Annotated in this window: 22 protein-coding genes and 3 rRNA genes; 18 read left to right on the top strand and 7 right to left on the bottom strand. The window is 49.5% G+C overall.

Translation table 11 applies throughout. The features are described from left to right. Positions 1–154: 154 nt before the first annotated feature. The gene (locus JRJ22_RS24710; protein ID WP_206101957.1) at positions 155–514 is read left to right on the top strand and encodes a type 2 periplasmic-binding domain-containing protein; all 360 of its coding nucleotides are present in this window, start codon (positions 155–157) and stop codon (positions 512–514) included. A gap of 65 nt (positions 515–579) precedes the next feature. On the opposite strand, the gene JRJ22_RS24705 is transcribed toward JRJ22_RS24710, so the two are convergent. Then, entirely contained in the window at positions 580–1,074 is a 495-nt protein-coding gene (locus tag JRJ22_RS24705) for an arsinothricin resistance N-acetyltransferase ArsN1 family A (protein WP_206105292.1), read from the bottom strand. 104 nt (positions 1,075–1,178) lie between these two features. Further along, positions 1,179–1,628: a MarR family winged helix-turn-helix transcriptional regulator gene (locus JRJ22_RS24700; RefSeq protein ID WP_206101956.1), complete on the bottom strand. Its 450-nt coding sequence runs from the start codon at positions 1,626–1,628 to the stop codon at positions 1,179–1,181. 133 nt (positions 1,629–1,761) lie between these two features. Between JRJ22_RS24700 and JRJ22_RS24695 the strand changes: the two genes are divergently transcribed. From JRJ22_RS24695 to JRJ22_RS24640, 12 genes are all read left to right on the top strand, one after another. Then, positions 1,762–2,106 (top strand): ArsR/SmtB family transcription factor, encoded by a 345-nt coding sequence (locus tag JRJ22_RS24695; RefSeq protein ID WP_206101955.1) that lies wholly within the window; start codon positions 1,762–1,764, stop codon positions 2,104–2,106. After that, complete coding sequence (locus JRJ22_RS24690) at positions 2,106–3,416, top strand: arsenic transporter (protein WP_206101954.1); 1,311 nt, start codon at positions 2,106–2,108, stop codon at positions 3,414–3,416. The genes JRJ22_RS24695 and JRJ22_RS24690 overlap by 1 nt, the downstream gene beginning before the upstream one ends. Positions 3,417–3,437: 21 nt before the next feature. After that, entirely contained in the window at positions 3,438–3,857 is a 420-nt protein-coding gene (gene arsC, locus JRJ22_RS24685; RefSeq protein WP_206101953.1) for an arsenate reductase (thioredoxin), read from the top strand. 35 nt (positions 3,858–3,892) lie between these two features. Continuing rightward, positions 3,893–4,324 carry a protein-tyrosine phosphatase family protein gene (locus tag JRJ22_RS24680; RefSeq protein ID WP_206101952.1) on the top strand — a complete coding sequence of 144 codons (432 nt, stop codon included), beginning with the start codon at positions 3,893–3,895 and terminating at the stop codon, positions 4,322–4,324. A gap of 305 nt (positions 4,325–4,629) precedes the next feature. Next, positions 4,630–6,177: ribosomal RNA gene (locus tag JRJ22_RS24675) — 16S ribosomal RNA — on the top strand. 242 nt (positions 6,178–6,419) lie between these two features. Beyond that, a 23S ribosomal RNA gene (locus JRJ22_RS24670) occupies positions 6,420–9,346 on the top strand. A gap of 56 nt (positions 9,347–9,402) precedes the next feature. Beyond that, positions 9,403–9,519, top strand: a 5S ribosomal RNA gene (gene rrf, locus JRJ22_RS24665). The 16S, 23S and 5S rRNA genes sit together here, the layout of an rRNA operon. A 277-nt stretch (positions 9,520–9,796) precedes the next feature. Further along, positions 9,797–10,504 (top strand): SDR family oxidoreductase, encoded by a 708-nt coding sequence (locus JRJ22_RS24660; RefSeq protein WP_206105291.1) that lies wholly within the window; start codon positions 9,797–9,799, stop codon positions 10,502–10,504. A gap of 258 nt (positions 10,505–10,762) precedes the next feature. Beyond that, entirely contained in the window at positions 10,763–11,794 is a 1,032-nt protein-coding gene (locus JRJ22_RS24655; protein WP_206101951.1) for an ABC transporter substrate-binding protein, read from the top strand. Then, positions 11,791–13,860, top strand: coding sequence for an iron ABC transporter permease (locus tag JRJ22_RS24650; protein ID WP_332461345.1), 2,070 nt, complete (start codon positions 11,791–11,793; stop codon positions 13,858–13,860). Before JRJ22_RS24655 ends, JRJ22_RS24650 begins: the two co-directional genes overlap by 4 nt. Before the next feature lie 255 nt (positions 13,861–14,115). After that, entirely contained in the window at positions 14,116–15,060 is a 945-nt protein-coding gene (locus JRJ22_RS24645; protein ID WP_206101950.1) for a ring-cleaving dioxygenase, read from the top strand. Positions 15,061–15,087: 27 nt separating this feature from the next. Then, the gene (locus tag JRJ22_RS24640) at positions 15,088–15,681 is read left to right on the top strand and encodes a flavin reductase family protein (protein WP_206105289.1); all 594 of its coding nucleotides are present in this window, start codon (positions 15,088–15,090) and stop codon (positions 15,679–15,681) included. 25 nt (positions 15,682–15,706) lie between these two features. On the opposite strand, the gene JRJ22_RS24635 is transcribed toward JRJ22_RS24640, so the two are convergent. The 5 genes from JRJ22_RS24635 to JRJ22_RS24615 all read right to left on the bottom strand — a co-directional run bounded on the left by JRJ22_RS24635 (position 15,707) and on the right by JRJ22_RS24615 (position 21,067). Continuing rightward, a complete protein-coding gene (locus tag JRJ22_RS24635) occupies positions 15,707–17,101 on the bottom strand; it encodes an ATP-binding protein (RefSeq protein ID WP_408637854.1) in 1,395 nt (464 codons plus the stop codon). Continuing rightward, complete coding sequence (locus JRJ22_RS24630) at positions 17,095–17,790, bottom strand: response regulator transcription factor (protein WP_206101948.1); 696 nt, start codon at positions 17,788–17,790, stop codon at positions 17,095–17,097. The genes JRJ22_RS24635 and JRJ22_RS24630 overlap by 7 nt, the downstream gene beginning before the upstream one ends. Positions 17,791–17,804: 14 nt before the next feature. Beyond that, positions 17,805–19,274 (bottom strand): VCBS repeat-containing protein, encoded by a 1,470-nt coding sequence (locus JRJ22_RS24625; protein WP_206101947.1) that lies wholly within the window; start codon positions 19,272–19,274, stop codon positions 17,805–17,807. A 222-nt stretch (positions 19,275–19,496) separates the two neighbouring features. Then, positions 19,497–19,979 carry an ATP-grasp domain-containing protein gene (locus JRJ22_RS24620; RefSeq protein WP_206101946.1) on the bottom strand — a complete coding sequence of 161 codons (483 nt, stop codon included), beginning with the start codon at positions 19,977–19,979 and terminating at the stop codon, positions 19,497–19,499. A 47-nt stretch (positions 19,980–20,026) separates the two neighbouring features. Next, entirely contained in the window at positions 20,027–21,067 is a 1,041-nt protein-coding gene (locus JRJ22_RS24615) for a LacI family DNA-binding transcriptional regulator (protein WP_206101945.1), read from the bottom strand. A gap of 479 nt (positions 21,068–21,546) precedes the next feature. On the opposite strand from JRJ22_RS24615, the gene JRJ22_RS24610 reads away from it, so the two are divergent. The 5 genes from JRJ22_RS24610 (at position 21,547) to JRJ22_RS24590 (ending at position 26,969) form a co-directional block, all read left to right on the top strand. Beyond that, positions 21,547–22,440 (top strand): ABC transporter permease, encoded by an 894-nt coding sequence (locus JRJ22_RS24610; protein WP_232381218.1) that lies wholly within the window; start codon positions 21,547–21,549, stop codon positions 22,438–22,440. An 18-nt stretch (positions 22,441–22,458) separates the two neighbouring features. Then, positions 22,459–23,340, top strand: coding sequence for a carbohydrate ABC transporter permease (locus JRJ22_RS24605; protein WP_206101943.1), 882 nt, complete (start codon positions 22,459–22,461; stop codon positions 23,338–23,340). Positions 23,341–23,400: 60 nt separating this feature from the next. After that, the gene (locus JRJ22_RS24600; RefSeq protein WP_206101942.1) at positions 23,401–25,017 is read left to right on the top strand and encodes an ABC transporter substrate-binding protein; all 1,617 of its coding nucleotides are present in this window, start codon (positions 23,401–23,403) and stop codon (positions 25,015–25,017) included. Positions 25,018–25,248: 231 nt separating this feature from the next. Continuing rightward, positions 25,249–25,485 carry a hypothetical protein gene (locus tag JRJ22_RS24595; protein WP_206101941.1) on the top strand — a complete coding sequence of 79 codons (237 nt, stop codon included), beginning with the start codon at positions 25,249–25,251 and terminating at the stop codon, positions 25,483–25,485. Further along, positions 25,485–26,969: a glycoside hydrolase family 32 protein gene (locus JRJ22_RS24590; RefSeq protein WP_206101940.1), complete on the top strand. Its 1,485-nt coding sequence runs from the start codon at positions 25,485–25,487 to the stop codon at positions 26,967–26,969. Before JRJ22_RS24595 ends, JRJ22_RS24590 begins: the two co-directional genes overlap by 1 nt. Positions 26,970–26,981 lie beyond the last annotated feature (12 nt).

Below are 26,981 nucleotides of genomic sequence, written 5' to 3'. Positions count from 1 at the left end.
TGGCACCGAATTGGAACGTAGTTTTGTCACAACAAAAGTCAGTCCCGATGTGTCTGAAAGCCTTGGTACATCGGACTGACTTTGTTTTTTTTGTTAACTATTTTTGTCAGATAACTAAGAGTAGATAGTCAAATTTGAGCGAAGGAGATACATCTTGACTAATAAAAGCTATCATAACTGCAATTTAAATATAGGGCATTATCTATCCGAGTTGGAATGGAATAAAATCGCAGATTTATATGAACGTATGCCTGGATGGATAGGCTATACCAATGGAGTTCCGTATTGGTTTGGACAGGAGGATTATGACAGATTTATTACGGCATCAGTCGAACCAAGTGGCTTATCATTTTATGCACAGCTGAATAATAGCGACTGGAATGCTTGGATTGAAAGATTTAAATCGGAAGCAACAATGGTGTTAGGTTATGAAGTGGGTGAACCAGAGGATGGATTTATGTTCACGCATCGGCAGCAAGCCTTCCCGGTCCCGGAAGATAAATCGAGGAACTGATTGCCGGACACCGGCGCACAAACATCTGAAACCATTTCCAAACACAATCGTAGCATTCCGCCAGTTTACAGTAATTTCTCCATAATCATAACATCAATAAATTCTCCATCCATAACACCCTGTTTTTCAAACACACCAACCTGCCGGTAGCCCATTTTTTGATATAATCGCTGGCCCCCAGGATTGAAAGGGAAGGTAAAGAGAACGATTTTATGAAATTCATGTTCTTTTGCTGCTTTTACTAAGGTGTCCAAGAGAGAACTGCCTACACCTTGCCCGCGATAGTCACGATCAATGTAAACCGAAAGGTCGGCGACCCCTTTATAGGCGCAGCGGTGAGAGTAAGGGTTAAGGGAGGCCCAACCAATAACTTCCCCTTCTTTTTCCGCCACCAGAACGCAAAAGCGTCCCTGATGATCATGAAACCATGCTTCCATATAGGACGAATCTTTCGTCTCGGTCTCAAGTGTAGCAATCCGGTCCTCGATACCCTGATTGTAGATGCGCAGGATACTTTCCGTATCCTCTAAGGTTGCCTGCCGAACAGTAGGTGTCACCATCATCATGAATCTCCTCCTGAAAATTACTTTTTTGCTTTGATTTCACCCAGCACCGGGACCCAATGTTTAATAGATTGTAAAATGCAAATATAAATCAAGAGTAATCACCCTTTTACAGGTGTGCCGCAATTGCTGGATTTCCCCATAGCTTCGTTGAACAGCTTAATGGACCGCAGTAAAGTTTCTACTTCAAATTCACTCATATTCGAAAAAGCTTCACTCAGATACGCATTCATCTGTTGATCAATTGTTGCAGCGACGACTTTTCCTTCGGGGGTAAGCGAGAGGGTATAGACTCTTCGATCGGCCTTATCAGGCGTTTTTTTGACCAGATTCATATTGATCAAGGATTGTACCTGCCGGCTAAAAGTAGTAATGTCGGTCCCGAGCGTTTCAGCGATCTGCTGCATGGAGGGACTGTGGCTCCGGCCGATTTCGTAGAGCAGATGGCTCTGGGTCGTGGAGAGAGTACATCCGCCTACGCTGCAGCAGTTTTTATTTAATAATCCCAAACGTCGGGTCATCATTTGAAATAATTCCCGGGGTGTTTCCATTTGTATTCTTCACCTCATAGTTAAGTTATAAATATAATAGTTGCAAAATGCAAGTTAAATATATATGAAGATATTCTCCCTTGTTCATATAAGTGTATAGTTATATACTGATAATGTGGAAGGGGGACTGAAGATGAGCTTACATATGGATGAGTTAGATGAAGTCTCGCATATTTTAAAGCTACTGGGTGATAAAACTAGGCTGACGATGATGAAGCTTCTGGAAAAGCGGGAATGCTGTGTATGCGAGCTGGTTGAGATTTTTAAGATGAGTCAGCCATCGGTAAGCCAGCATTTGCGGAAATTAAAAGATGCAGGCCTGGTAAAAGAGAACCGGAAGGGCCAGTGGATTTTTTACTCGGTCAATCCTAATAGCGTTCAGCATGAACTGGTTCAGAATCTGATAGCCTTTGTTCCTTCACAAGATCATCAATTGGAAGAGCTCGATAAGAAAGGTTTAAGAATTTCATGTGATTAATGGAGGTTAGCGGATTGGTTTCGGTATTCTTAGCGTGTTTCATTTTTGTTGTTACCTTAATATTTGTCATTTGGCAGCCCCGGAATTTGTCGATAGGCTGGTCGGCCTGCGGCGGGGCGGTCATCGCTTTGCTAGTAGGTGTTGTGAGCTTTGACGATGTTAAAGATGTCACCTTAATTGTGTGGAATGCTACTCTGGCCTTTGTTGCAATCATTCTGATTTCACTGATTCTTGATAAAATTGGTTTCTTCGAGTGGGCTGCCTTACATATGGCCATAGCGGCCCGAGGCAACGGAACCCGGATGTTTGTCTATGTCGCCATTCTTGGGGCCATTGTATCCGCGTTTTTTGCCAATGACGGTGCAGCGCTCATCTTAACTCCGATTGTGCTGGCGATGGTCCGTGCACTCAATTTTGATGAGAAAAAAGTCTTTCCGTTCATCATCGCCAGCGGGTTCATAGCAGATACTACATCTTTGCCGCTGGTTGTAAGCAATCTGGTCAATATCGTGTCGGCAGACTTTTTCGGGATTACCTTTATGGAATACGCTGGCCGGATGCTAATGCCTACCTTGTTCTCCTTGGGGGCAAGTATTCTGGTCCTGTACTTCTTTTTCCGAAAAAGCATCCCCGTTAAATTTGACAGCTCTGAGCTGAGAAATCCGCAAGAAGCAATTAAAGATAAGAAAATGTTCAAGCTATCCTGGTGGGTACTGGCGGTTCTGCTGGTTGGATACTTCATTAGTGAGTTCCTGAACATTCCGGTATCCGTGGTGGCCGGGGTAATCGCAATTTTTTTCCTGCTTATGGCAAGAAGAAGCCCTTACGTTCCCACGATGGAAGTGGTGAAGGGTGCGCCTTGGGCGATTGTGTTCTTTTCGATTGGGATGTATGTCGTCGTGTACGGGCTGCGCAATGTAGGGCTGACGGACGTCCTTGCTGATGTGATTCAGGCTGTTTCCGATCAGGGGCTGCTTGCCGCAACGCTGGGAATGGGCTTTATTGCCGCTGTACTCTCTTCGATAATGAATAACTTGCCTACTGTGATGATCGATGCTCTAGCTATTGATGCTACGCATACGTCAGGGCTGATTAAGGAAGCTTTGATTTATGCGAATGTCATCGGTTCTGACTTAGGTCCGAAGATTACTCCAATCGGTTCACTGGCAACCCTGCTGTGGCTCCATGTGCTGTCCACCAAAGGGGTGAAAATATCCTGGGGAACGTATTTCAAAACAGGTATTATTCTGACGATTCCCACGCTCTTCATCACACTGCTCGGATTATATATAACCTTGATCCTATTTTAAAACCAAAGGAGATTATCAATCATGGATAAGAAAAGCATTTACTTTTTGTGTACAGGAAATTCCTGCAGGAGCCAAATGGCTGAAGGCTGGGCTAAGAAATACCTGAGTGACGAGTGGAATGTGTACAGTGCAGGCATTGAAGCTCACGGCCTAAACCCTAAAGCCGTACAGGCTATGAATGAAGTGGGTATTGATATCACAGGTCAAACCTCAGATATTATTGATCCCCAGCTGCTTAATAATGCAGATCTCGTGATTACACTATGCGGAGACGCCGCAGATAAATGCCCAATTACGCCGCCGAAGGTGAAACGTGAGCACTGGGGATTCGATGATCCTGCCAAAGCGCAAGGAACAGACGAAGAGAAATGGGCTGTCTTCCAGCGGGTGCGTGACCAAGTGGGCGAGCGCATTAAACATTTTGCGGAAACCGGAAAGTAATTGATGATATAACAAAGACGTAGGGGAGAACTATAATGGCAAATTATCATGAACTGATTCCAGGTAAAGTATATATTGGCGGAGAAAATGCACTGCTTGAAGCTCTTCAAGAGCAGGAGATTTCGGATGTGTTTGACTTAAGAGATAATGGTACGGAGGCAGAAGGCTTCCCTGCTAAAGTAACGCGTCATCATTTTCCGATTGTGGAGGATGCGAGCGGCCAGGAGAATTCTGTTCAAGCAGCCATCCAGGCGGTTACAGCAGCAGTAAATAGCGGGAAAACCGTGTATTTCCATTGTGCGGGTGGAAGGAATCGTACAGGGACGGTAGCTACGGGAGTTCTTCTGGAGCTTGGTTTGGCTTCAACGGTGGAAGAGGCAGAAGCTTTGGCTAAAGAAAAACGTCCGGATATTAATATCAAGCAAGAAATGCGTGAAGTATTGCAAGGCTTTTATCCGTTAAAATAATATATTCCTACATTAGAGAAAGACTATTTCCTATGAGAAATAGTCTTTTCGTTCTTTTCCGCCTTTTCCGCGTTTGGATAGTCGGATCGTATTTTGAGAAAGTTTAAATTTATAGTTGCATTATCTTGATTAACATGATATATTATTAATCTAGTCGCTTTTGTTGCGGCTAAACAGTAGAAGACTTGATCTTTGAAAACTGAACAACGAGTGAGTATCGGAAATCACTTCGGTGAGATCCAAAATTAGAGAATGCAAATTCTCGTCAGATGTTTCAAAATGAGCAATCGCTCTTTCTAAATACCAATTTGGAGAGTTTGATCCTGGCTCAGGACGAACGCTGGCGGCGTGCCTAATACATGCAAGTCGAGCGGAGCTTATCCTTCGGGATAAGCTTAGCGGCGGACGGGTGAGTAACACGTAGGCAACCTACCCCTCAGACTGGGATAACTACCGGAAACGGTAGCTAATACCGGATAATTCCTTTTCTCTCCTGAGAAGAGGATGAAAGGCGGAGTAATCTGCTACTAAGGGATGGGCCTGCGGCGCATTAGCTAGTTGGTGAGGTAACGGCTCACCAAGGCGACGATGCGTAGCCGACCTGAGAGGGTGAACGGCCACACTGGGACTGAGACACGGCCCAGACTCCTACGGGAGGCAGCAGTAGGGAATCTTCCGCAATGGGCGAAAGCCTGACGGAGCAACGCCGCGTGAGTGATGAAGGTTTTCGGATCGTAAAGCTCTGTTGCCAGGGAAGAACGTCCGGTAGAGTAACTGCTACCGGAGTGACGGTACCTGAGAAGAAAGCCCCGGCTAACTACGTGCCAGCAGCCGCGGTAATACGTAGGGGGCAAGCGTTGTCCGGAATTATTGGGCGTAAAGCGCGCGCAGGCGGCTATTTAAGTCTGGTGTTTAAACCTTGGGCTCAACCTGGGGTCGCACTGGAAACTGGATGGCTTGAGTACAGAAGAGGAAAGTGGAATTCCACGTGTAGCGGTGAAATGCGTAGATATGTGGAGGAACACCAGTGGCGAAGGCGACTTTCTGGGCTGTAACTGACGCTGAGGCGCGAAAGCGTGGGGAGCAAACAGGATTAGATACCCTGGTAGTCCACGCCGTAAACGATGAGTGCTAGGTGTTAGGGGTTTCGATACCCTTGGTGCCGAAGTTAACACAGTAAGCACTCCGCCTGGGGAGTACGGTCGCAAGACTGAAACTCAAAGGAATTGACGGGGACCCGCACAAGCAGTGGAGTATGTGGTTTAATTCGAAGCAACGCGAAGAACCTTACCAGGTCTTGACATCCCTCTGAATCCTCTAGAGATAGAGGCGGCCTTCGGGACAGAGGAGACAGGTGGTGCATGGTTGTCGTCAGCTCGTGTCGTGAGATGTTGGGTTAAGTCCCGCAACGAGCGCAACCCTTGACTTTAGTTGCCAGCAGGTAAAGCTGGGCACTCTAGAGTGACTGCCGGTGACAAACCGGAGGAAGGTGGGGATGACGTCAAATCATCATGCCCCTTATGACCTGGGCTACACACGTACTACAATGGCCGGTACAACGGGAAGCGAAGCCGCGAGGTGGAGCCAATCCCAGCAAAGCCGGTCTCAGTTCGGATTGCAGGCTGCAACTCGCCTGCATGAAGTCGGAATTGCTAGTAATCGCGGATCAGCATGCCGCGGTGAATACGTTCCCGGGTCTTGTACACACCGCCCGTCACACCACGAGAGTTTACAACACCCGAAGTCGGTGGGGTAACCCGCAAGGGGGCCAGCCGCCGAAGGTGGGGTAGATGATTGGGGTGAAGTCGTAACAAGGTAGCCGTATCGGAAGGTGCGGCTGGATCACCTCCTTTCTATGGAGAATCGTTCTCTGCAATGAGAACATTCAAATCGGAAGTATAACTTCCAAAACTCAGGTTTAGGCCTGTTACTCACTCGTTGGTCAGTTTTGAGAGTTTAAGCTCTCAGCAGTACCTTGATCCTTGAAAACTGGATACCGAAACGAATTTGCGTTTTAGAACATTCTTTAAGCTGAACTTGTGTAAACAAGTTTCAATTATAGCAATGCTAGCGATTTTCCTAACGGAGAACGCATGGTTAAGCTAATAAGAGCACACGGAGGATGCCTAGGCGCCAGGAGCCGACGAAGGACGTGGCGAACAACGAAACTGCCTCGGGGAGCTGTAAGCAAGCTTTGATCCGGGGGTGTCCGAATGGGGAAACCCAGCTGTGGTAATTCGCAGTTACTCACACCTGAATACATAGGGTGTGTAGAGGCAGACCAGGGGAACTGAAACATCTAAGTACCCTGAGGAAGAGAAAACAATAGTGATTCCGTCAGTAGCGGCGAGCGAACGCGGAACAGCCTAAACCAAGGGGCTTGCCCCTTGGGGTTGTGGGACGTCTCACATGGAGTTACAAAGGAATATGGTAGGTGAAGAGGTCTGGAAAGGCCCGCGATAGAGGTAAAAGCCCTGTAACCTAAACTGTGTTCTCTCCGAGACGGATCCCGAGTAGTGCGGGGCACGTGAAACCCCGTATGAATCCAGCAGGACCATCTGCTAAGGCTAAATACTACCTGGCGACCGATAGTGAAACAGTACCGTGAGGGAAAGGTGAAAAGCACCCCGGAAGGGGAGTGAAATAGAACCTGAAACCGTGTGCTTACAAAAAGTCAGAGCCCGATCTATGGGTGATGGCGTGCCTTTTGTAGAATGAACCGGCGAGTTACGTTTAACATGCAAGGTTAAGGTGAGAAGCCGGAGCCGCAGCGAAAGCGAGTCTGAATAGGGCGACTAAGTATGTGGACGTAGACCCGAAACCGTGTGATCTACCCCTGTCCAGGGTGAAGGTGCGGTAACACGCACTGGAGGCCCGAACCCACGTATGTTGAAAAATACGGGGATGAGGTGGGGGTAGCGGAGAAATTCCAATCGAACTCGGAGATAGCTGGTTCTCCCCGAAATAGCTTTAGGGCTAGCCTCGGTGAATGGAGTGGTGGAGGTAGAGCACTGATTGGGTGCGGGGCCCGCAAGGGTTACCAAGCTCAGTCAAACTCCGAATGCCATTTACTTCTTGCCGGGAGTCAGACAGTGAGTGCTAAGATCCATTGTCAAAAGGGAAACAGCCCAGACCATCAGCTAAGGTCCCCAAGTGTGTGTTAAGTGGGAAAGGATGTGGAGTTGCACAGACAACCAGGATGTTGGCTTAGAAGCAGCCACCATTGAAAGAGTGCGTAATAGCTCACTGGTCGAGTGACTCTGCGCCGAAAATGTAACGGGGCTAAACACACCACCGAAGCTATGGCTAGATGCTTTGCATCTGGGGTAGGGGAGCGTTGTATGTGGGTTGAAGGTGTACCGTAAGGAGCGCTGGACAGCATACAAGTGAGAATGCCGGTATGAGTAACGAAAAGATCAGTGAGAATCTGATCCGCCGAAAGCCCAAGGTTTCCTGAGGAAGGCTCGTCCGCTCAGGGTAAGTCGGGACCTAAGGCGAGGCCGAAAGGCGTAGTCGAAGGACAACAGTTTGAAATTACTGTACCACCGTAATCCGCTATGAGCGATGGGGTGACGCAGGAGGGTAGTGACGCGGACTGATGGATGTCCGTCTAAGCAGTGAGGCTGGTGTGTAGGCAAATCCGCACACTATTAAGGCTGGGCTGTGATGGGGAGCGAAAATTATAGTAGCGAAGGTCATGATCTCACACTGCCAAGAAAAGCCTCTAGCCAGGAGAAGGTGCCCGTACCGCAAACCGACACAGGTAGGCGAGAAGAGAATTCTAAGGCGCGCGGAAGAACTCTCGTTAAGGAACTCGGCAAAATGACCCCGTAACTTCGGGAGAAGGGGTGCCTCGGTAGGGTGAATAGCCCGAGGGGGCCGCAGTGAAAAGGCCCAAGCGACTGTTTAGCAAAAACACAGGTCTGTGCGAAGCCGCAAGGCGAAGTATACGGGCTGACGCCTGCCCGGTGCTGGAAGGTTAAGGGGAGTGGTTAGGGGTAACCCGAAGCTATGAACCGAAGCCCCAGTAAACGGCGGCCGTAACTATAACGGTCCTAAGGTAGCGAAATTCCTTGTCAGGTAAATTCTGACCCGCACGAATGGCGTAACGACTTGGGCGCTGTCTCAACGAGAGATCCGGTGAAATTTTAATACCTGTGAAGATGCAGGTTACCCGCGACAAGACGGAAAGACCCCATGGAGCTTTACTGCAGCTTGATATTGAATTTGGGTACGATCTGTACAGGATAGGTGGGAGCCGTAGAGGCAGGAGCGCAAGCTTCTGCGGAGGCGCCGTTGGGATACCACCCTGATCGTATCTAGGTTCTAACCTGGTACCCTAAGCGGGTACGGGGACCGTGTCAGGCGGGCAGTTTGACTGGGGCGGTCGCCTCCTAAAGAGTAACGGAGGCGTTCAAAGGTTCCCTCAGAATGGTTGGAAATCATTCGAAGAGTGCAAAGGCATAAGGGAGCTTGACTGCGAGACCTACAAGTCGAGCAGGGACGAAAGTCGGACTTAGTGATCCGGTGGTACCGCATGGAAGGGCCATCGCTCAACGGATAAAAGCTACCCTGGGGATAACAGGCTTATCTCCCCCAAGAGTCCACATCGACGGGGAGGTTTGGCACCTCGATGTCGGCTCATCGCATCCTGGGGCTGAAGTAGGTCCCAAGGGTTGGGCTGTTCGCCCATTAAAGCGGTACGCGAGCTGGGTTCAGAACGTCGTGAGACAGTTCGGTCCCTATCTGTCGTGGGCGCAGGAAATTTGAGAGGAGCTGTCCTTAGTACGAGAGGACCGGGATGGACGTACCGCTGGTGCACCAGTTGTTTCGCCAGAAGCATGGCTGGGTAGCTACGTACGGACGGGATAAGCGCTGAAAGCATCTAAGCGTGAAGCCCCCCTCAAGATGAGATTTCCCAATACGTAAGACCCCTTGAAGACGACGAGGTAGATAGGTTGGAGGTGGAAGTGCAGTAATGCATGGAGCTGACCAATACTAATCGGTCGAGGGCTTATCCAAATTTCAAAGAACGCAGATTTGTTTCGGATTCAGTTTTCAGGCGATTAAGCCTGCCGTTTGGTGGCGATAGCGGAAGGGTTCCACGCGTACCCATCCCGAACACGACCGTTAAGCCTTCCAGCGCCGATGGTACTTGGACCGAAGGGTCCTGGGAGAGTAGGACGCCGCCAAGCACTTTGAGAGCATCCCCTAAGGGATGCTTTTTTTGTTTCTGGGGCGTATATTGATTGAAAATATTGACCAACCGGGAGTTACATAATGAGAACGATCGGTAAAATAATACTTTACTGATCGTTCTCATTATGTTAAGCTATGACCATAGCAAGGAAAAAGAACAGTAGTGATGGCAATCTAGAACGGTCGTTCACAAAAATCAGAAATTCCGTTGGCAATAGCTTATTTTTTTGAAGTAATTAGAATGATCGTTCTCATAAACAAGGAGGAATTATGATGAGTAAAAAAATCGCACTAGTAACAGGAGCCAGCAAAGGGATCGGTTTTGAAGTAGCAAAACAATTAGGAGAGCAGGGAATTACGGTATTGGTGTCGGCGCGTACTAAGGCAGATGCTGATTCAGCAGCCGGCCAGTTGAAAGGACTGGGGATTGATGCCTTAGGTGTAGAGCTTGAGGTGACCAATGGTGAGCATATCGCCGTTCTGGCTAAATGGATCGGCAAGGAATACGGCAAGCTGGATATTCTGGTCAATAACGCTGGTATCTGGGCGGAGCCGTCGAAAGCCGAGGGTGCTTTTGAAACTACTTTTGAGGTCAATACATTTGCACCTTATCACATTACCGAAGCTTTGCTGCCGCTGCTGCTGGAGAGCGATGCAGGCAGAATCGTAAACCAGAGCAGTGCCTTGGGGTCAATTCAGTTCCTGCTGAGCAATGAGCTCGCACAACGGCTTGCTACTCCTGCTTATGCAGCATCCAAGGCGGCACTTAATATGCTGACTGTGTATTGGGCGAAGAAGTACGAGGGGACGAATTTGAAGATTAATACGGTACATCCAGGTTTGGTAAAGACCCGCATGGGCGGAGAGAAGGCTGAATTGTCACCTGAAGAAGGTGCACGGACAGCTGTTCAGTATGCGACACTGCCAGCAGATGGTCCAACAGGCGGGTTCTTTTATATGGATAATGAGCTTCCATGGTAATCCTGCACTTCGGTGTATGGTGTTCTGAGCCTTGTCCTTGAGTTTTAATAGAAACGGCAGCGCTGTCCTTTGCTAAGGTGGCGGTGCCGTTTTTTTTGTTGGAAAGGAGTGTTTTTCTTATGATTTAAATTTTAACTTTGACTTTCCGGAAAATCACATATAAGATAACTAGTATGAATAAAAATGATAATCATTATCATTGTAATGATAATCGCTATCATAGGAACATTTATCTGAATATCAGGGGGATATTACAAGATGCACAAAAGGTTATTGAGTTTGGTTATGGTTATTGCTGTTGTACTGGTTGTGGCAGGCTGCGGTTCAAACAATACGAACAATAGTCCGGCAGCAACTGACGCTGGAGCGGCCGCCAACAATGCAGCTGCTGCAAACAACGGCAGTGAAGCCGCTGTAGGCCCGGTTGTACTGAAAGATGCTAAAGGTGAGATCACACTGGACAAGCCTGCACAAAAGGTCGTGGTGCTGGAGTGGACATTTACTGAAGATATTATTGCTTTGGGCATGCAGCCGGTAGGGAATGCCGATAATGAAGGCTATAAAGTGTGGGTAACCGGAGAAGCTCCGCTGGATGATAAAGTAACAGATGTCGGTACGCGCGGTGAGCCGAATCTGGAGACGATTGCTGCACTGCAGCCGGATCTGATTATCGCCAATACCGATAGTCACGAAGCGATTTATGAGCAATTGAAAGGTATTGCGCCAACACTGATTTTCGGCTTGTACCCGCCGGAAGGGCAAGGCGATCAATACACGATGATGGAAGATACCTTCAAAACCATTGCAGCCGCTGTCGGAAAAACCGCAGAAGGCGATAAGGTACTGGCCGATTTGGATGCACATTATGCGGAGGCAAAAGAGAAGCTTGCAGCAGCAGGCAAGGAAGGCCTCAATTACGTGCTGACCCAAGCGTTCAGCTATCAGAATGCAGCGACGATGCGTCTTTTCACCGACAACTCTCTTGCGGTACAGACACTGGACCGGATTGGCCTGAAGAACGATTGGAAACCTGATACATTTGAGGCTTACGGATTCAGCACATCGACGGTTGAAGCCCTGCCATCTGTACAGGATACGAATCTGATTTATATCGTCCAAAAGGATGATGACATTTTTGCGAACGAGCTCAAGGATAATTCGGTGTGGAAGGGTCTTAACTTCGTCAAGGAGAAACGTACCTTCGCACTGGACAGCGCTACCTGGGTGTTCGGCGGTCCGGTTTCCTCTAAAGTTATTGTGGATGAAGTTGTAAAAAGTTTGACGAAATGAGCATCGTGATGAACGGGAACAACAGCAAGGAATCGTCTAGCGGGTTGACCTGGCAGCTGATTGGGATATTCGGGGGCGGCATTGCCGCCCTTTTCGTTCTGTTCGTGCTGAGCCTCGGCTTCGGGGAGGCGAAGATCCCGGCAGGGACTGTATTGAATGGACTGCTTCACCGCCAGGATGTGATGGAGCATAATCTGCTCTGGGATATTCGGATGCCGCGCACGGTGATTGGCATTCTGGCCGGGGCGGCTTTGGCCGCAGCCGGCGCTTTACTGCAGACCATAACGAAGAACCCGCTGGCATCCTCAGACACCCTGGGAATAAATGCCGGGGCTTACTTTACGGTTGTTCTGGGCTTGGTATTTTTCCCGGCGCTGCAGCAGCAGTTTCCATTCCTGCTGGCGGTTGCAGGGGGACTGCTGGCTGCCCTGGCTGCTTATCTGCTCAGCGGCGGGAAGTCGGCTACGCCTGTTCGGCTAGCACTGTCGGGCATGATCGTGTCGCTGGTGCTTGGAGCGTTCACGTCAGCTATACATATATTCAAGCAGACAGAGACGCAAAATTTATTTCTGTGGGGAGCAGGTTCCCTGATTCAGCTGGATTGGGACGGCGTCCGGTATGCCTGGCCTTATGTTCTTGTACTTCTAGGGGCAGCGATGTTCGCGGGCAGGCAGTTCGATGCGCTGGAGCTGGATGAGTCTACTGCCCGTTCCCTGGGACAGCGAGTGGGGTTAACCCGGGCGCTGGGTCTGGCTATCTCGGTCCTGATGGCCGCAGTCGTAGTCAGTGTCGTCGGACCGATAGGCTTCGTCGGCCTGGTTGCCCCGCATCTTGTCCGGCTTAGCGGGATCCGTAAACATAGCCTGTTACTACCCGCGAGCGCCCTGTGGGGAGCGCTGCTCATTACGGCAGCGGATACCCTTGCCCGTGTAGTGAGGAGCAGTGTAGGGGAAATGCCAGTCGGTGCCGTTATGGCCCTTATCGGGGCACCTTGGCTTATTTGGCTGGTGCTCACCAAAATGAAAAATATTTCGGGGTCCAGCCCCGGGCAATCATCTATGAGTGTCGGGGGCGCTGCGCTGCGTATGCGTTTTGTTCCGACTGTAATCCTGATGACGGTACTGCTTCTCGCAATCATCCTCGTGAGTTTATCGCTCGGAGGAACGAGAATACCGCTCGATGAGCTGCTGGGCAGCCTTGTCGGCAAGGGAGAAGGATCCTATTCCGTTCTGCTGAACTTACGGCTGCCGCGCACGCTCGTAGCGGCTTGCGGCGGGATCGCGCTTGCCGTCAGCGGCGTCCTGATTCAAAGCGCTGTCCGGAATCCGCTGGCCGACGCCTCCATTATCGGTGTAACCTCAGGCGCAGGCTTTGCCGCGATGCTCGTGATGGTCGCCTGGCCTGCAATGACGATTGCAATGCTTCCGTTTGCCGCGATTGCGGGCGGAGCTGTCGCAGCCGCCGTTGTATTTTCGCTGGCCTGGCACCGAAGCCTGAATCCGTCTGTTCTTATCCTGCTCGGCATCGCCGTCTCGGCTGTCGGCTCTGCAGGCATCCAGATTATGATTGTCAAAGCAAGTCTGTATGGCGCCAGCTCTTATATCTGGCTGACGGGCTCTACCTATGGACGGAGCTGGGATCAGTTCTATAGCCTGTTTATATTCCTGCTTATCCTTTTGCCGCTTGCGTACTATCTGGGGCGGAAGTTCGATCTGCTGGGGTTTGGCGACGATAGTTCAGTAGGTTTTGGCCTGCCGGTCCGGGGTACGCGGCTCTATGCGATGATTCTGGGAGTTCTGCTTGCAGCTGGAGCCGTTGCCAGTGTAGGAACGATTGGTTTTCTCGGGCTTATGGCGCCGCATGCAGTGCGGATGATGATCGGGCATCACACAAGACGTTCGATTATTTTGTCCGGACTGTTTGGGGGACTGCTGCTGGTGATTGCCGATACGATCGGAAGAACCGTTATGGCGCCGGTCGAAATTCCATCCGGACTGATTATAATGCTGATCGGAGCGCCGTATTTCCTGTTCCTGATGTACCGTTCACTCATCCGAAAGGGATAAAGAATTTGACTTAAGCTCATACTAATTGTCCTGATGGTCAAAATCCTTGATCCATCAGGGCTTTTTTATTCATCTGAATTTATATCAGATAAACCCTTGACTTTATGTCGGGAATTGAGTACATTGATATCAATAAATATCTTAATTCAAAGATAATTATAAACCTAATATCTTAATGTTAAGAGTCTTTAAAGCGTAGTATTGTTTAACATCTTTTTCTTAAACCAAACTAATAACATAAAGGAGTCGATTCAAATGACAAACACTAAGCAAACCATGGGGATTCATCATATCACGGCGATTGTCGGGCATCCTCAGGAAAATATGGATTTTTACGCGGGGGTACTTGGACTGCGTCTGGTTAAACAGACGGTTAATTTCGATGATCCGGGTACGTATCACTTTTATTTCGGCAATGACGGCGGGAAACCAGGTACGATTATTACGTTCTTCCCTTGGCCGGATGCTTATCAGGGAAAGATCGGCGGAGGTCAAGTCGGCGTAACGACTTACAGCATTCCGGTGGGTGCTATGGATTTTTGGAAAGAGAGACTTGTGAAGTTTAAGGTTGCTTTTACGGAAATGGAACGCTTTGGGGAACAGGTGCTTGAATTTGACGACCCGCACGGGCTGCATTTAGAATTGGTGGAACGGGAGTCCGGTGACCTCAACTCCTGGAATTTCGGGGGAGTTACGCCAGAGGTTGCGATCAAGGGCTTCGGTGGTGCCACACTATTGTCCACTCATCCCGATGCAACAGCTGAGCTGTTAGAGAAGGTCCTGGGACTGACGTTCATCGGCAAAGAGGATGATATCGCCCGTTATCAGTCTGCTGCCGATCTCGGGAACATGATTGATCTCAAACTGACTGCGGTAGAACGTGGAGAAATGGGTGTCGGAACGGTGCATCATATCGCCTGGAGAGCTAAAGACGACCAGGATCAGCTGGAATGGCAAAACTATGTGCACGATAACGGATATGGAGTAACTCCGGTGCAGGACCGGAATTATTTTAACGCCATTTACTTTAGAGAGCACGGAGAAATATTGTTCGAAATCGCCACCGATCCTCCGGGCTTTGCTCACGATGAATCACCGGAAACGATGGGCTCCCACCTGATGCTGCCTGCACAGTATGAGCCACACAGAGACAAGATTGAACAGATCCTGCTGCCGTTTCAAGTAAGAGAGCTGGACTAAACCGCTAATAAGAAAGGGATGATCGACGTGATTGCAATTGATCCGTTAACGAATACGGAGAGAGACAACTATAAATTGCTGGTGGGAACGATTATCCCGAGACCGATTGCTTTTGTAACGACCGTGTCGGAGGAGGGGGTCCTGAACGGTGCGCCCTTCAGCTATTTCAATATTGTCTCTTCGAATCCGCCGATGATTTCACTATCTATCCAGCATTCAGCGGGCCAACCGAAGGATACGGCGAGAAACATATTGGACACCAAGGAATTTGTTGTACACATCGTGGACCAGCAAAATGTGGAGCAGGTCAATATAACCGCCGCTCCCCTTGCCCCCGATCAAAGTGAGATTTCATTAGCCGGTTTAACACCGGTGGACAGCTCGGTGATTGCCGTACCGGGGGTCAGGGAAGCCAAAGTCCGGATGGAGTGCAGACTGGAACAGGCGGTGGAATTCCCCGGATTTGAGCTGATTATCGGCAAGGTCGTACAATTCCACATTGACGAGGCCATCTACGACCAGGGCAGAATCGACCCGGTTCAATTAGCGGCGGTAAGTCGTTTAGCGGGTAATAACTATGCAGCTATTGGTGAGATTTTTACGATTGAACGGCCTGTTTAAATGCTGTCCCTAGAGCTGTCTACTGCTAAACCTGATAACGCGGCAGCTCTACAATGACGGAAGTTCCTTTGGTGAATTCACTCTCGATGCGCAGTTTGCCGCCATGCAGTCCGATGATTTCCTTGCAGATAGCCAGACCCAGACCGCTTCCCGACTGGCGTGATTTGCCTTTGAAGAATTTGGTGCCCAGCTTCTCCAGATCAGCCGCCTCAATACCCTCACCGTTATCGGTTACTGTGATAACAATCAACGCATCCCGGCTGACCGCTGTAATACGGACTGCTCCCTCAGCCGGTGTGAACTTGAAGGCATTGTCCAGCAGATTGACAAATACCTGCTTCAGCCGGTTGAAGTCGCCGTCGACCGGCAAGGGCTGATCGGGAATATCGGCGTAGAGCCGGATTTGCTTCGTCTGCCCGCGGTATCTGAACTGCAGCAGCAGATCCTCAAGCAGTCCTCTAAGATCATACGGCTGAAGCTCCACAGTAATCTCGCCAGCCTGGAATTTGGAGAAGTCGAGCAGATCCTCTACCAGACCGATTAGCCGGTCCGTTTCTCCAGTCATTACCTCGAGACCCTGAAGGGTCTCTTTTTTATCGGACAAATCACCCATTAGCAGTGTCTCGCCCCAGCCTTTAATTGAGGTTAGGGGAGTACGAAGCTCATGCGTGACGGAAGAGATGAAGTCATATTTGATTTTTTCGCTCTTGAGGATTTCCTCAGACATGTAATTGAGGGTGACCGCAAGCGTGCCGATCTCATCGTCATGCTGCTTCGCCGCCTTGGCTGCAAAGTTCCCGGTAGCCATTTCTTTGGCCACTGAGGTTAGCTGCTGAATCGGACCTACGATGCGCTTGGCGATAAGCAGGCTGAGTACGAAGCCGAAAAGGATGACAAGCAGCCCAACCCATACCGCATTCAGCACGATTGTGAGGATCACGTGGTATAGAGGTTCCGCAGAAATAGAGTAACGCAGTACACCGATATTCATACCGGATTCCCTTAAGGGGATGGAGACAGCCATAATCCGTTCACCGTTCACCGGCGTGAGGCTCTGGTAGCTTCCCTTGCCGCCGGCCAGAGCAGATTTGACATCAGGAGTATCGATCAGCTCCGAGCTGGAGAAGCCGAAAGAGTTGATTATGACATTCCCGGCAGTGTTAAGCACCTCAACCTTGCTGCTCTCTTCAGGGGAGAGATTCTCCAGAATATATCGGGCCCGCTCATTGATCGAATAGCCTTCCAGATACTTATTGAAAAAAGTAGCGGAGGTTGTGGCCCGTGAGGATAGCGTCTCCATCGCACTGCCCAGATAAAAGTAGTGGACAGCCACAATAAACACCCCTTCCAGCAGCAGAACGATCAGGAGCAGGACAATAGTTATATAGAGTATGAGCCGGGACCTGATACCTTTCAGCAATGTTGTACCCTCCATAGATAGCCGAATCCCCACACCGTCTCCAGATATTGCGGCCCGGAGGCGTCTTGGCCGATCTTTTGCCGGATCCGGCTGATATTTACATCAACGATCTTAAGCTCGCCCATGAAATACTGCCCCCAGACCGAGGTCAGAATATCATCCCGGTTCATCGCCTTGTTAGGCTGCTCCATGAGGAGCCTAACAATGGAGAATTCCGTCGGCGTCAAAGGAATCTCGGCCGTATTCTTCAGTAATTTACGTTCATCAAGCATAAGGGTAAAGGGGGGCAGCTGGATGCTGTTCTCCTGAAGCACCTCTTCCCCCGGATACATCCGCCGGTATAATGACCGGACCCGGGCCAGTAATTCAACCGGACTGAAGGGCTTGATTACATAATCATCGGCACCGGAATCCAGCCCCATCACTTTATCGATTTCCTGGCTCTTGGCGGTCAGCATAATGATTCCGAGCCGGGGGAATTCCCTGCGCAGGTGTGCGCATACCTCAAATCCGCTGATCCCGGGAAGCATCAGGTCCAGAATAGCGATGTCAAAATCCCGCTGCTGCCGGGCGGCCGCCAATGCGGCTTCGCCAGTGGCTGCTTCGGCAACCTCAAAGCCTGCACGCTTCAGATTCACCAGAAGAAAATCACGTATAGGCTTTTCATCTTCCAATACCAGCACCTTCATGGAGACCCTCCTTGTTATTGCAAAGGCTGCTGCGGTGTGCCGGCCAGCTGCCGGACTTCTGTAAGCGATAATTTAAGCTGGTTATACTCCGTAAGGGAAGCACCGCTCAGCTTACCGGCAGCATCCGCCGGCGGCAGCACTGCAACAAGCACCGTCGGTGCCGTAGTATCTTCTGTATTCTGAAGCTCATAGAGCAGCTGATAGGACCTGTTCTCCGCCTTCAGTACAGCTTCTGCGGCCTGCCAGTCCTGCTTGGTGAGCAGGCGCAATTCAAGCAGCTCAGCTTCTTCTCCGGATGCGTGATCATGGTAGTTAAAGCTGATACTCTCCCACGGGGTAGGAGATTCCGCGGCAATCTCAAGCGTGTATTTCCCTCTCCAGCTCTGTGGGATATGGAAATTGAAGCCCCATCTGTCGAATTTCTCTTCTGTGAACTTCAGACCCGATTGTCCGTCCCACTGATAATATTTGGTGATAAACGGGGTGGCCAGCGGAGCCATGCTCTCTGTTCCCGCAGGCGGAACAAGGAATCCGACCTCAACAATACCGTCACCGTTCGCGTCCGAGCTGTACAGCGGGTAATCCTTGATCGCCATATTGTTCTCTCCCAGTTTACCGCCTGGGCCAGGAGTAAAAGGTGCCAGTGTAATATCCTTGCTGTCCGCAAGCTCTGCATGATGATAATCATCTGTTGCCAGTATATCAATAAATTTACCATTTTCCCAAGTCAGGAGCAGGGTATAGGAAGAATGTGCACCAATAGCCATATCTACGAACAATGCGCTGGTGGATGGCGCTGCCTTAGCGAATACAGCCTGAATCACAGCCCCGTCAAGCGTCTGGTCGGCAAGGCTCTGCTGCTTGCCCCCGCTCAGCCGGAATAATTGCAGGCGGGCAACCGGCTGCATATCCGTGGTAAAGGTAGTCTGGAACAGTGCGATATCTGTCTTTCTCTCCCCTGTCAGATCCCCGACCGCCAAATAGTCATAAGCCTGCTTAAGCACTTCCGTCAGCACGCCGCTATTCAGACTGTAGACAGACAGCTCATTGCTGAGTCCCTGGCCCCCGCTGAAACCCAGTAGCATATCCGTCTGCCCGTCTGCAGTAACATCTGCAAACTGTACATAATCCAGCTGGCTGCCCACTCCGGTAATTGTGGTCAGCTTGTTCCAGTCCCCGCCGGTTTGCTTAAGGACAAGCGTATTGATCTCATAGTCAGTTTTGTCTGTTTTATAAAAGGCCAGAATCTCATTCTGACCGTCTTTGTCGAGATCCTGAAGCTGGATGGCGCTGCCCGATTCGGAATGGACAGGAACTGTCAGGTGGGCATTAGCCGGGAGAAAAGATTTCACGACACTGGTAATGGTCCCATTGGTGCTCCCCTGTGAGGGCGCCCGGAGCAAATCACTGGGAGCCTTGGGGGCACCGCAGCCTGAAGCTATTAAGGTTAAGAAGAGAAGTGCGCTTAAGGCGGATTTATTCATAAGTTATAATCTCCTTTGGTTCATCTGTGGCTAGTATATCCCAACCTGCCGGCAAAGTAGTTGCAAAATGGTAAAGGTGAAGCAGCGTATTGGCGGTTAGGATAAGAGGATAGCGGGTTAACCTGGGATCGAAAGGGAAGAAAGGAGCGGGATATATAAACGCAGAAACCGCCTGTGGCTGAGCCAAGGCGGGTAGGAGTATTACTATTATAAAGCGAGGAATCAGCCGATATTAGCATTCATTAACTTCTCATAGAACGCTCTGACATCCATTTGCACAGGCAGACCTGAAACTCCGCCGTCTCCCAGTTCAACAATGATCCAGCGGCCCTCTGCTGTTTTGGCGATGTCCATGGTGAAGAAGCGGCTTGTAATCGTCCGGGCGATGTCCCTGAAGGGGGTCAGCTCCGGCTGCAAAGCAGATTGGCCGAAGGCGGCAATTTGTGCGAACAGCTCCGTCCAGTCTTCCGGCCCGCCTGGACTTGTGCGCCATATCGTACGCGGGGTCATGGAGGCGATTAACGGATAGGAATAGGGCAGGTAGTGGCAGTGAGTATAAGCAGAAGGATCGTTGATGAGTTCAATATCCTCCAGCGACAGCAGCTCCGTCTTGAAGCCGGCAGCCTGCGCCCCGTGCCATTCTGCTTCGTAATCCATATCCACCCGTTTGGCATCCAGCGGGTCCCGGCAGAAAATAACTCTCATCACAATCCCCCCTTATCTCTAAAGCAGGCTCTCATCCATTGCAGCTCTTACTTAATGTCCGGTGTTGATGCTCTGTAGACCGGTTTCGTATAGATATGAGAGACCTGATAAGGCTGTTCTGGAGTATTGATCCGGGACAGCAGCATTTCGGCAGCTTTCACACCCATTTCATTGCTGTAGATATGAACGGTGGTCAGGTGCGGCTCAATAATTCTCGATTCCGGACCATTATCAAATCCGCAAACGACAATATCACCGGGAATGGAATGATTCAGATTTTTCAGAGATTTCATAATGTTTACAGCGATATAATCGTTTGCGCATACAAAAGCGGACGGGAGCTCAGCGATGCCGTTCAACTTCTCATCCGCCCACCCGGGGCTGGAGAAGAAAAGATCATCCTCATCTAAAATACACTGGTTGCGGTCCAGCCGTATTCCGGCCTCGGTCAGTGCGCGGTTAAACCCTACCCACCGCTCATTAAAGCTCCGGCAATGATTATAATCCCCGATGAACCCCAAGCTCGTGTAACCGCCATCAATCAACTTTTTGGTAAGCTGATACGTACTGTGTTCGTTCTCCATTAATAGGACATCCGCACTGAAATCCGGGTAGCAGACATGTGCAGAGCAGTCGATGAAGATCGTCGGAATTCCAAGACTTGTAATCAGATTGCTGTAAGCCAAATTAAACAGCTCGATACAGATGATCCCGTCCACATTAGCGACATCGAAATTATTCGGAAGGGACAGCGATTTCTGGTCAATCTCCCGGATGATGTGAATGGATAGATTATACCCCTCAGCACTGATCCGCTTCTCCAGGCCGCTGATTAACGTCGATCCAAAGTGGGAGGTGTTCGGCAGATTTTCTGTTAATAAAGCGATATTCCGGGAGCTCTTTGGCAGGACCGTTTCCGGTTCCATCAAAGAAAATTGTTTATACTTTAACTCAATCGCCTTCTTGATGACTTTGTTTCGGGTTTCTTCAGGCAGGCCTTCGGTTCCGTTCAAAGCTTTGGAGGCCGTGTTTCTGGAAATCCCCAACGCATCGGCGATATCCTGTATCGTTACTTTTCCCCGTGCCATATATGTAGGTTCACCTCAATAGTATTGATTCTCTTCGTTTTACTCCCTTAAATGTATAATAGTTTTCTCAAAATAGCAATCTCAATTTTACAAATGCACATTTTAGTTTACATTATTTATTGTTAATGTTTGCTAGTACTTTCTTGAATAGCAGTCATTATGAGTGTATTAGGTTGAAATAAGGGCCTTTTTGTACTATGAATAAGGTTTTTATGAGTTTTGACAAGTTTATCAAGACATTTACGAGTGAATTAATAGTCAAATGAACAAATTTATTTTTACAAAATGTATTGACTGATCCAACGGTCTTTGTTAAATTGTAAAAGAACCAGAGGGCATATGCGCCAAAATGTAAGCCTTTTTAATGGCGTTCCTGAAGCGGTGAACTATAAACCATGTAAAGAATGGAGGTAAAGTCATTGCATAACTCAATAGAAGTGAATCACAGAAAAGTGGCGGCTAGGCAGAAGAGTTCCCTGATGGAATATTTCAAAAAGCATTATTTCCTGTATTTAATGCTGTCACCAGCGCTGATCCTTACCCTGATTTTTAAATACGGTCCTATGTATGGTGCGATTATCGCCTTTAAGGATTTCAGCCCGATCAAAGGCATCCTGGGCAGTGAATGGGTGGGGCTATACAACTTCGAGAAATTCCTGTCTTCCCCGAACTTCGAAGTTATTTTTATGAATACGCTTAAATTGAGTTTTTTCGGTCTGATTCTGAGCTTCCCTGTTCCTATTCTGCTTGCACTGATGCTCAATCAGGTCCGCCGGGCCGGAGTGAAAAAGAACATCCAGCTGTTCCTGTATGCCCCTAACTTCATATCTGTCGTTGTCGTAGTGGGTATGCTGTTCATCTTCTTATCCCCGACAGGACCGATTAACCAGCTGTTTAGCTGGATAACAGGCGAACCGGTAATGTTTATGTCGCGGCCGGAGTACTTCCGCTGGATTTATATTCTGTCTGATATATGGACGGGTGCGGGCTGGGCCTCCATCATCTATGTGGCGGCGCTGGCCAATGTGGACCCGGAGTTACATAATGCAGCAAACCTGGACGGCGCGAACCTTCTGCAAAGAATCCGTCATATCGATCTTCCGACCATCCGGCCGATTATGGCCATTGTATTTATCCTAGCCGCGGGCGGTATCATGTCAATCGGATTTGAAAAGGCTTATCTGATGCAGACGGCCACGAACCTGCCGACCTCGGAGATTATCCCGACCTATGTTTACAAAATCGGCCTGCAGTCAGGCGATTATGCCTACTCAGCTGCAGTAGGGCTGTTCAATTCAATCATCAATGTCATCCTGCTCCTCACGGTGAACTTCACAGTGAAGAAGCTGAATGAGGGCGAAGGTCTTTACTAAAGAAAGGAGCAACAAGTCATGTTTGTAAAACATTCGCGGCTGGACCGTTTTATGCTCGCATTGAACGCCGCCTTTTTAACACTGGCCGTACTGATTGTGATTCTTCCGCTCATTTATGTGGTGATCGCCTCCTTCATGGACCCGTCGGTCCTGCTCAGCCAAGGGCTGTCGTTCAAGATTTCCGACTGGTCCACTGAAGGCTATAAGATGATCCTGACCAATCCGGCGATGCTGCGGGGATTTGCAAACGCTGTTTTTTATGCTTCTGCTTTTGCTGTTCTGACCGTGATGGTCTCTGTCTGTGCCGGGTATGCCCTGTCAGATGACCGGATGAAGGGGAAAGGTTTTTTCATGACCCTGTTCCTGTTCACGATGTTCTTTGGCGGCGGGCTTGTCCCGACTTACCTGCTGGTTAAGAATCTGGGACTGCTGGATACCGTATGGGCTGTAATTATCCCGGGGGCCGTCAATGTATGGAATATTATTTTGTCCAGAACCTTCTTCAAAGGTGTGCCGAACGAGCTAAAGGAGGCGTCCAATGTAGACGGGGCCTCGGAGATGAGGATTTTTTTCAGCATCGTATTGCCGCTCTCTAAACCGATCATCTTTGTACTTGCGCTGTATGCTTTTGTCGGCCAGTGGAATTCGTACTTTGATGCCATGATCTATCTCGATAATCCGAACCTTCACCCGCTGCAGCTCGTTCTGCGCTCCATCCTGATCCAGAATCAGGTAGACCCCGGCATGATCAGTGATCAGCTGGCTGCAGCGGAAATGAAACGTTTGTCTGAAATCATCAAATATGCCGCGATCGTTGTCTCCAGCCTGCCGCTGATCATTATGTATCCGTTTTTCCAGAAGTACTTTGAGAAAGGTGTCATGGTCGGCTCCATCAAATAGGAAGCGGACTGCACATAGATAAGGTTCTTTCATTCATTATTACTTTGGAGGTCATATCCGATGAAAAGATCAAAACGGTCAAAAGTATTGTCAAAAGCAGCTTCTGCCTCAGTCCTTGCTTCCTTCATGTTCCTTGCCGCATGCGGAGGCGGGAACGGGGGAGGAAACGCTGCCAGTGAAAAACAGGATCCAGACGGGAAAGTAACCTTGAACTTCATTACCCAAAGCTCCCCGCTGGCCCCGTCCGACCCGAATGACAAGCTGATCAATAAACGGCTCGAAGAAAAAACGAATGTGCATATCAACTGGAAAAACTTCACCAGAGATGTGTTTGTGGAAAAAAGAAATCTGGCCGTTGCCAGCGGCGATCTTCCGGATGCGATTTTTAATGCCGACTACAGTGACTATGAGCTGCTGAAGCTTGCCAAGGACGGCACGATCATTCCGCTGAATGATCTGATCGAGCAGAATATGCCTAACTTTAAAAAAGTGCTGGAAGAAGCTCCGGAGTACAAAAGCATGATCACGGCGCCTGACGGCAACATTTATGCCTTCCCTTGGATCGAAGAGCTGGGGAACGGCAAAGAAAGAATCCAGGCGGTGGACAGCATGCCTTGGATCAACGTGGAATGGCTGAAGAAGCTGGGCCTCAAGATGCCGACAACGACGGAAGAATTGAAGCAGGTGCTGATTGCCTTTAAGACAAAGGATCCGAACGGCAACGGTCAGGCTGATGAAATCCCTCTGTCCTTCATTAATAAGCCGGGAGCGGAGGATCTTGCCTTCCTGTTTGGTTCGTTCGGACTCGGTGAGAACCCTGACCATGCGGTCGTAAGCAATGACGGCAAGGTGATTTTTACGGCTGCGCAGGAAGATTATAAAAAAGCGGTGTCGTTTATCCATGAGCTGTATACAGAAGGACTCATTGATATCGAAGCGTATACCCAGGACTGGAGTACTTACCTGGCCAAGGGCAAGGATCAGAAGTACGGCCTCTATTTCTCCTGGGATAAAGCGAACATCTCCGGAGCTAACGATGCTTATGAAGTTATGCCGCCGCTGGCTGGGCCGGACGGTGAAATCAACGTTACACGTACAAACGGTCTCGGTCTTGGACGCGGCAAAATGGTCGTGACCAGCGCGAATAAAAACCTGGAAACCACGGCGAAGTGGGTGGATCAGCTGTATGACCCAATCCAGTCCGTACAGAACAACTGGGGAACCTACGGGGATGATACCCAGCAGAACATCTTCGAATTTGATGAAGCCAAGGGCATGCTGAAGCATTTGCCGCTGGAAGGCACGGCCCCTGTTGAGTTGCGCGAGAAAACAAGCATCGGCGGACCGCTGGCAATTCTGGATTCCTACTATAATAAATACACAACCATGCCGGATGATGCCAAGGGCAGAATGGATATCATCAAGAACATCATGGCTCCAAAAATGAAGGCAGAGAACGTTATGCCAAGCGTATTCCATTCCATTGACGAGCTGGACCGCCTGACGACCATTGAAACCGACTTGTTCGCTTATGTGCTCAGAATGCGTACCGAATGGTATCAGAACGGCAAAATCGATGCCGAGTGGAATGACTATCTCAAGGAGCTGGACCGCCTGGGACTGCAGGAATGGCTGAAGATCAAACAGAGCGGCTACGACAGAGCAACGCAAAAATAATATAAATATAAAAATATTTTTAGATTGAACTGAAGTCTTGAGGAAAGGGAGTGAAGCAGCGGAGGGGAAGTTTGGAACTGAAAGCCGGCATCGGAAGGATGGGCTGTCTTCGGATTTCAACCGCTAAGGAGAATGAACTCGGAAATATTAATTTAGGGGAAAGTGATGGAAGGGGATTTTTGGAACTGTAGGAGCGTTAGCGTCCGCCTTTGTGTCCGGATTTCAACCGCAATGAGCGGTCAAATTCAAGAAATCTGGACACAACAGCGGCCGGAAGTCCAAACATTCTCTGTAGTCACACCATTCCCCAAAAATGAAAATCATAAGTTCATTCTATATAACAGCGGTATAAATCAAGAAATCTACCTAAGGGCAGCGGCCGGAAGTCCAATCATCCCCGCAGTTGCAACTGACCTTTGCTCAAAACTTCCCGGTTCAATCTATCCAGGAGAAAAGGAGAAATCATAATGTCAGCGATAACCAAACAAAACTACCGAGGTGTCTATCATTTTTCACCTCAGCAAAATTGGATGAATGATCCGAACGGGCTGGTATATTTCGAGGGCGAATACCATCTGTTCTTCCAGCATCACCCGGATGGGATGACTATGGGGGAGATGCACTGGGGCCATGCGGTGAGCAGGGATCTGGTGGCTTGGGAGGAGCTGCCGGTTGCGCTGGTGCCGGATGAACTGGGCATGATCTTCTCGGGCAGTGCCGTTGTTGACTGGAAGAATACAACGGGATTTTTTGAAGATAAGCCTGGGCTGGTTGCAATCTTCACACACCACCTGAATAGGCCGGAAGGAAAACCTCCGGTACAGTACCAAAGTATTGCGTACAGCAAGGATAACGGCAGAACGTGGATTAAATACGCCGGGAATCCGGTGCTGACCCATGATACCTTCATTGATTTCCGTGATCCCAAGGTGTTCTGGGATAAACAGCAGAGCCGGTGGGTGATGATCGTGGCTTGCGGCCAGACGGTGTGCCTGTATCATTCGCCTGATCTGATTCACTGGACGTTTGCCAGCGAATTCGGCATAGGCATCGGTTCACATGACGGGGTATGGGAGTGCCCGGATCTGTTCCCGCTCGCTGTAGATGGAGATAAGGATAACACCAAATGGGTGATGCTCGTGAGCATCGGCGCTGATCCGGCCTTTGAGGAAGGCTCAAGAACACAGTATTTCACAGGTGACTTCGACGGAGCGGTATTCACTCCTGACGAAGCATCCCGGAGCATCCGCTGGGTGGATTACGGCAGGGATAATTATGCCGGAGTGAGCTGGTCGGATCTTCCCGAGGAAGCCGGAAGACGCCTGTTCATCGGCTGGATGAGCAATTGGATGTATGCTCAGCAGACACCGACGGAAGGATTCCGCGGAGCGATGACCATTCCCCGTGAGCTTACGCTGGAAACGAGAAACGGGGAAGCGACACTCATTCAGAAGCCTGCTAAAGAGCTGGAAGCAGCGCGTATCCCGGTCTTGTCCCTTACAAATGTTTCTGCACAAGAGATCAATGTGGCTTGTGCCAGCCTTCAGCTGGATGCTTACGTTATTGAGGCGAAGCTCACACCTGGTACGTCTGCCGGTTTTTGGGTAAAAGCAGGGGCCAAGCAGCAGACCGTTGCCGGGATAAACGCGAAAACGGAAGAGCTGTATATAGACCGCACAGCTTCCGGGAAGAGTGACTTCCATGAGTTGTTCCCGGGGCTGCATTCTGCAAAGCTTGCGGCAACAAATGTTGCCTATGATCTGTGTATTTATGTGGATCGTACCTCAGTTGAGGTGTTCGCGGGCGGGGGGCAGGCAGTCCTTACGGATCTGATTTTCCCTGAGCCTGAATCCGCTGGTCTTGCTGCTTTTGCAGAACATGAAGAGGATGTATTCCTTTCGCTGGATATCTATAAGCTGTCCTCATCTGCTGCAGACGGCAGCAAGCAGTAACCGGGAGGAGAA

It is taken from the genome of Paenibacillus tianjinensis, assembly GCF_017086365.1.
Classification (GTDB): domain Bacteria; phylum Bacillota; class Bacilli; order Paenibacillales; family Paenibacillaceae; genus Paenibacillus_AQ; species Paenibacillus_AQ tianjinensis.
The sequence above is the reverse complement of the archived record's forward strand: the minus strand, read 5'-3'. Positions and strand labels throughout refer to the sequence as shown.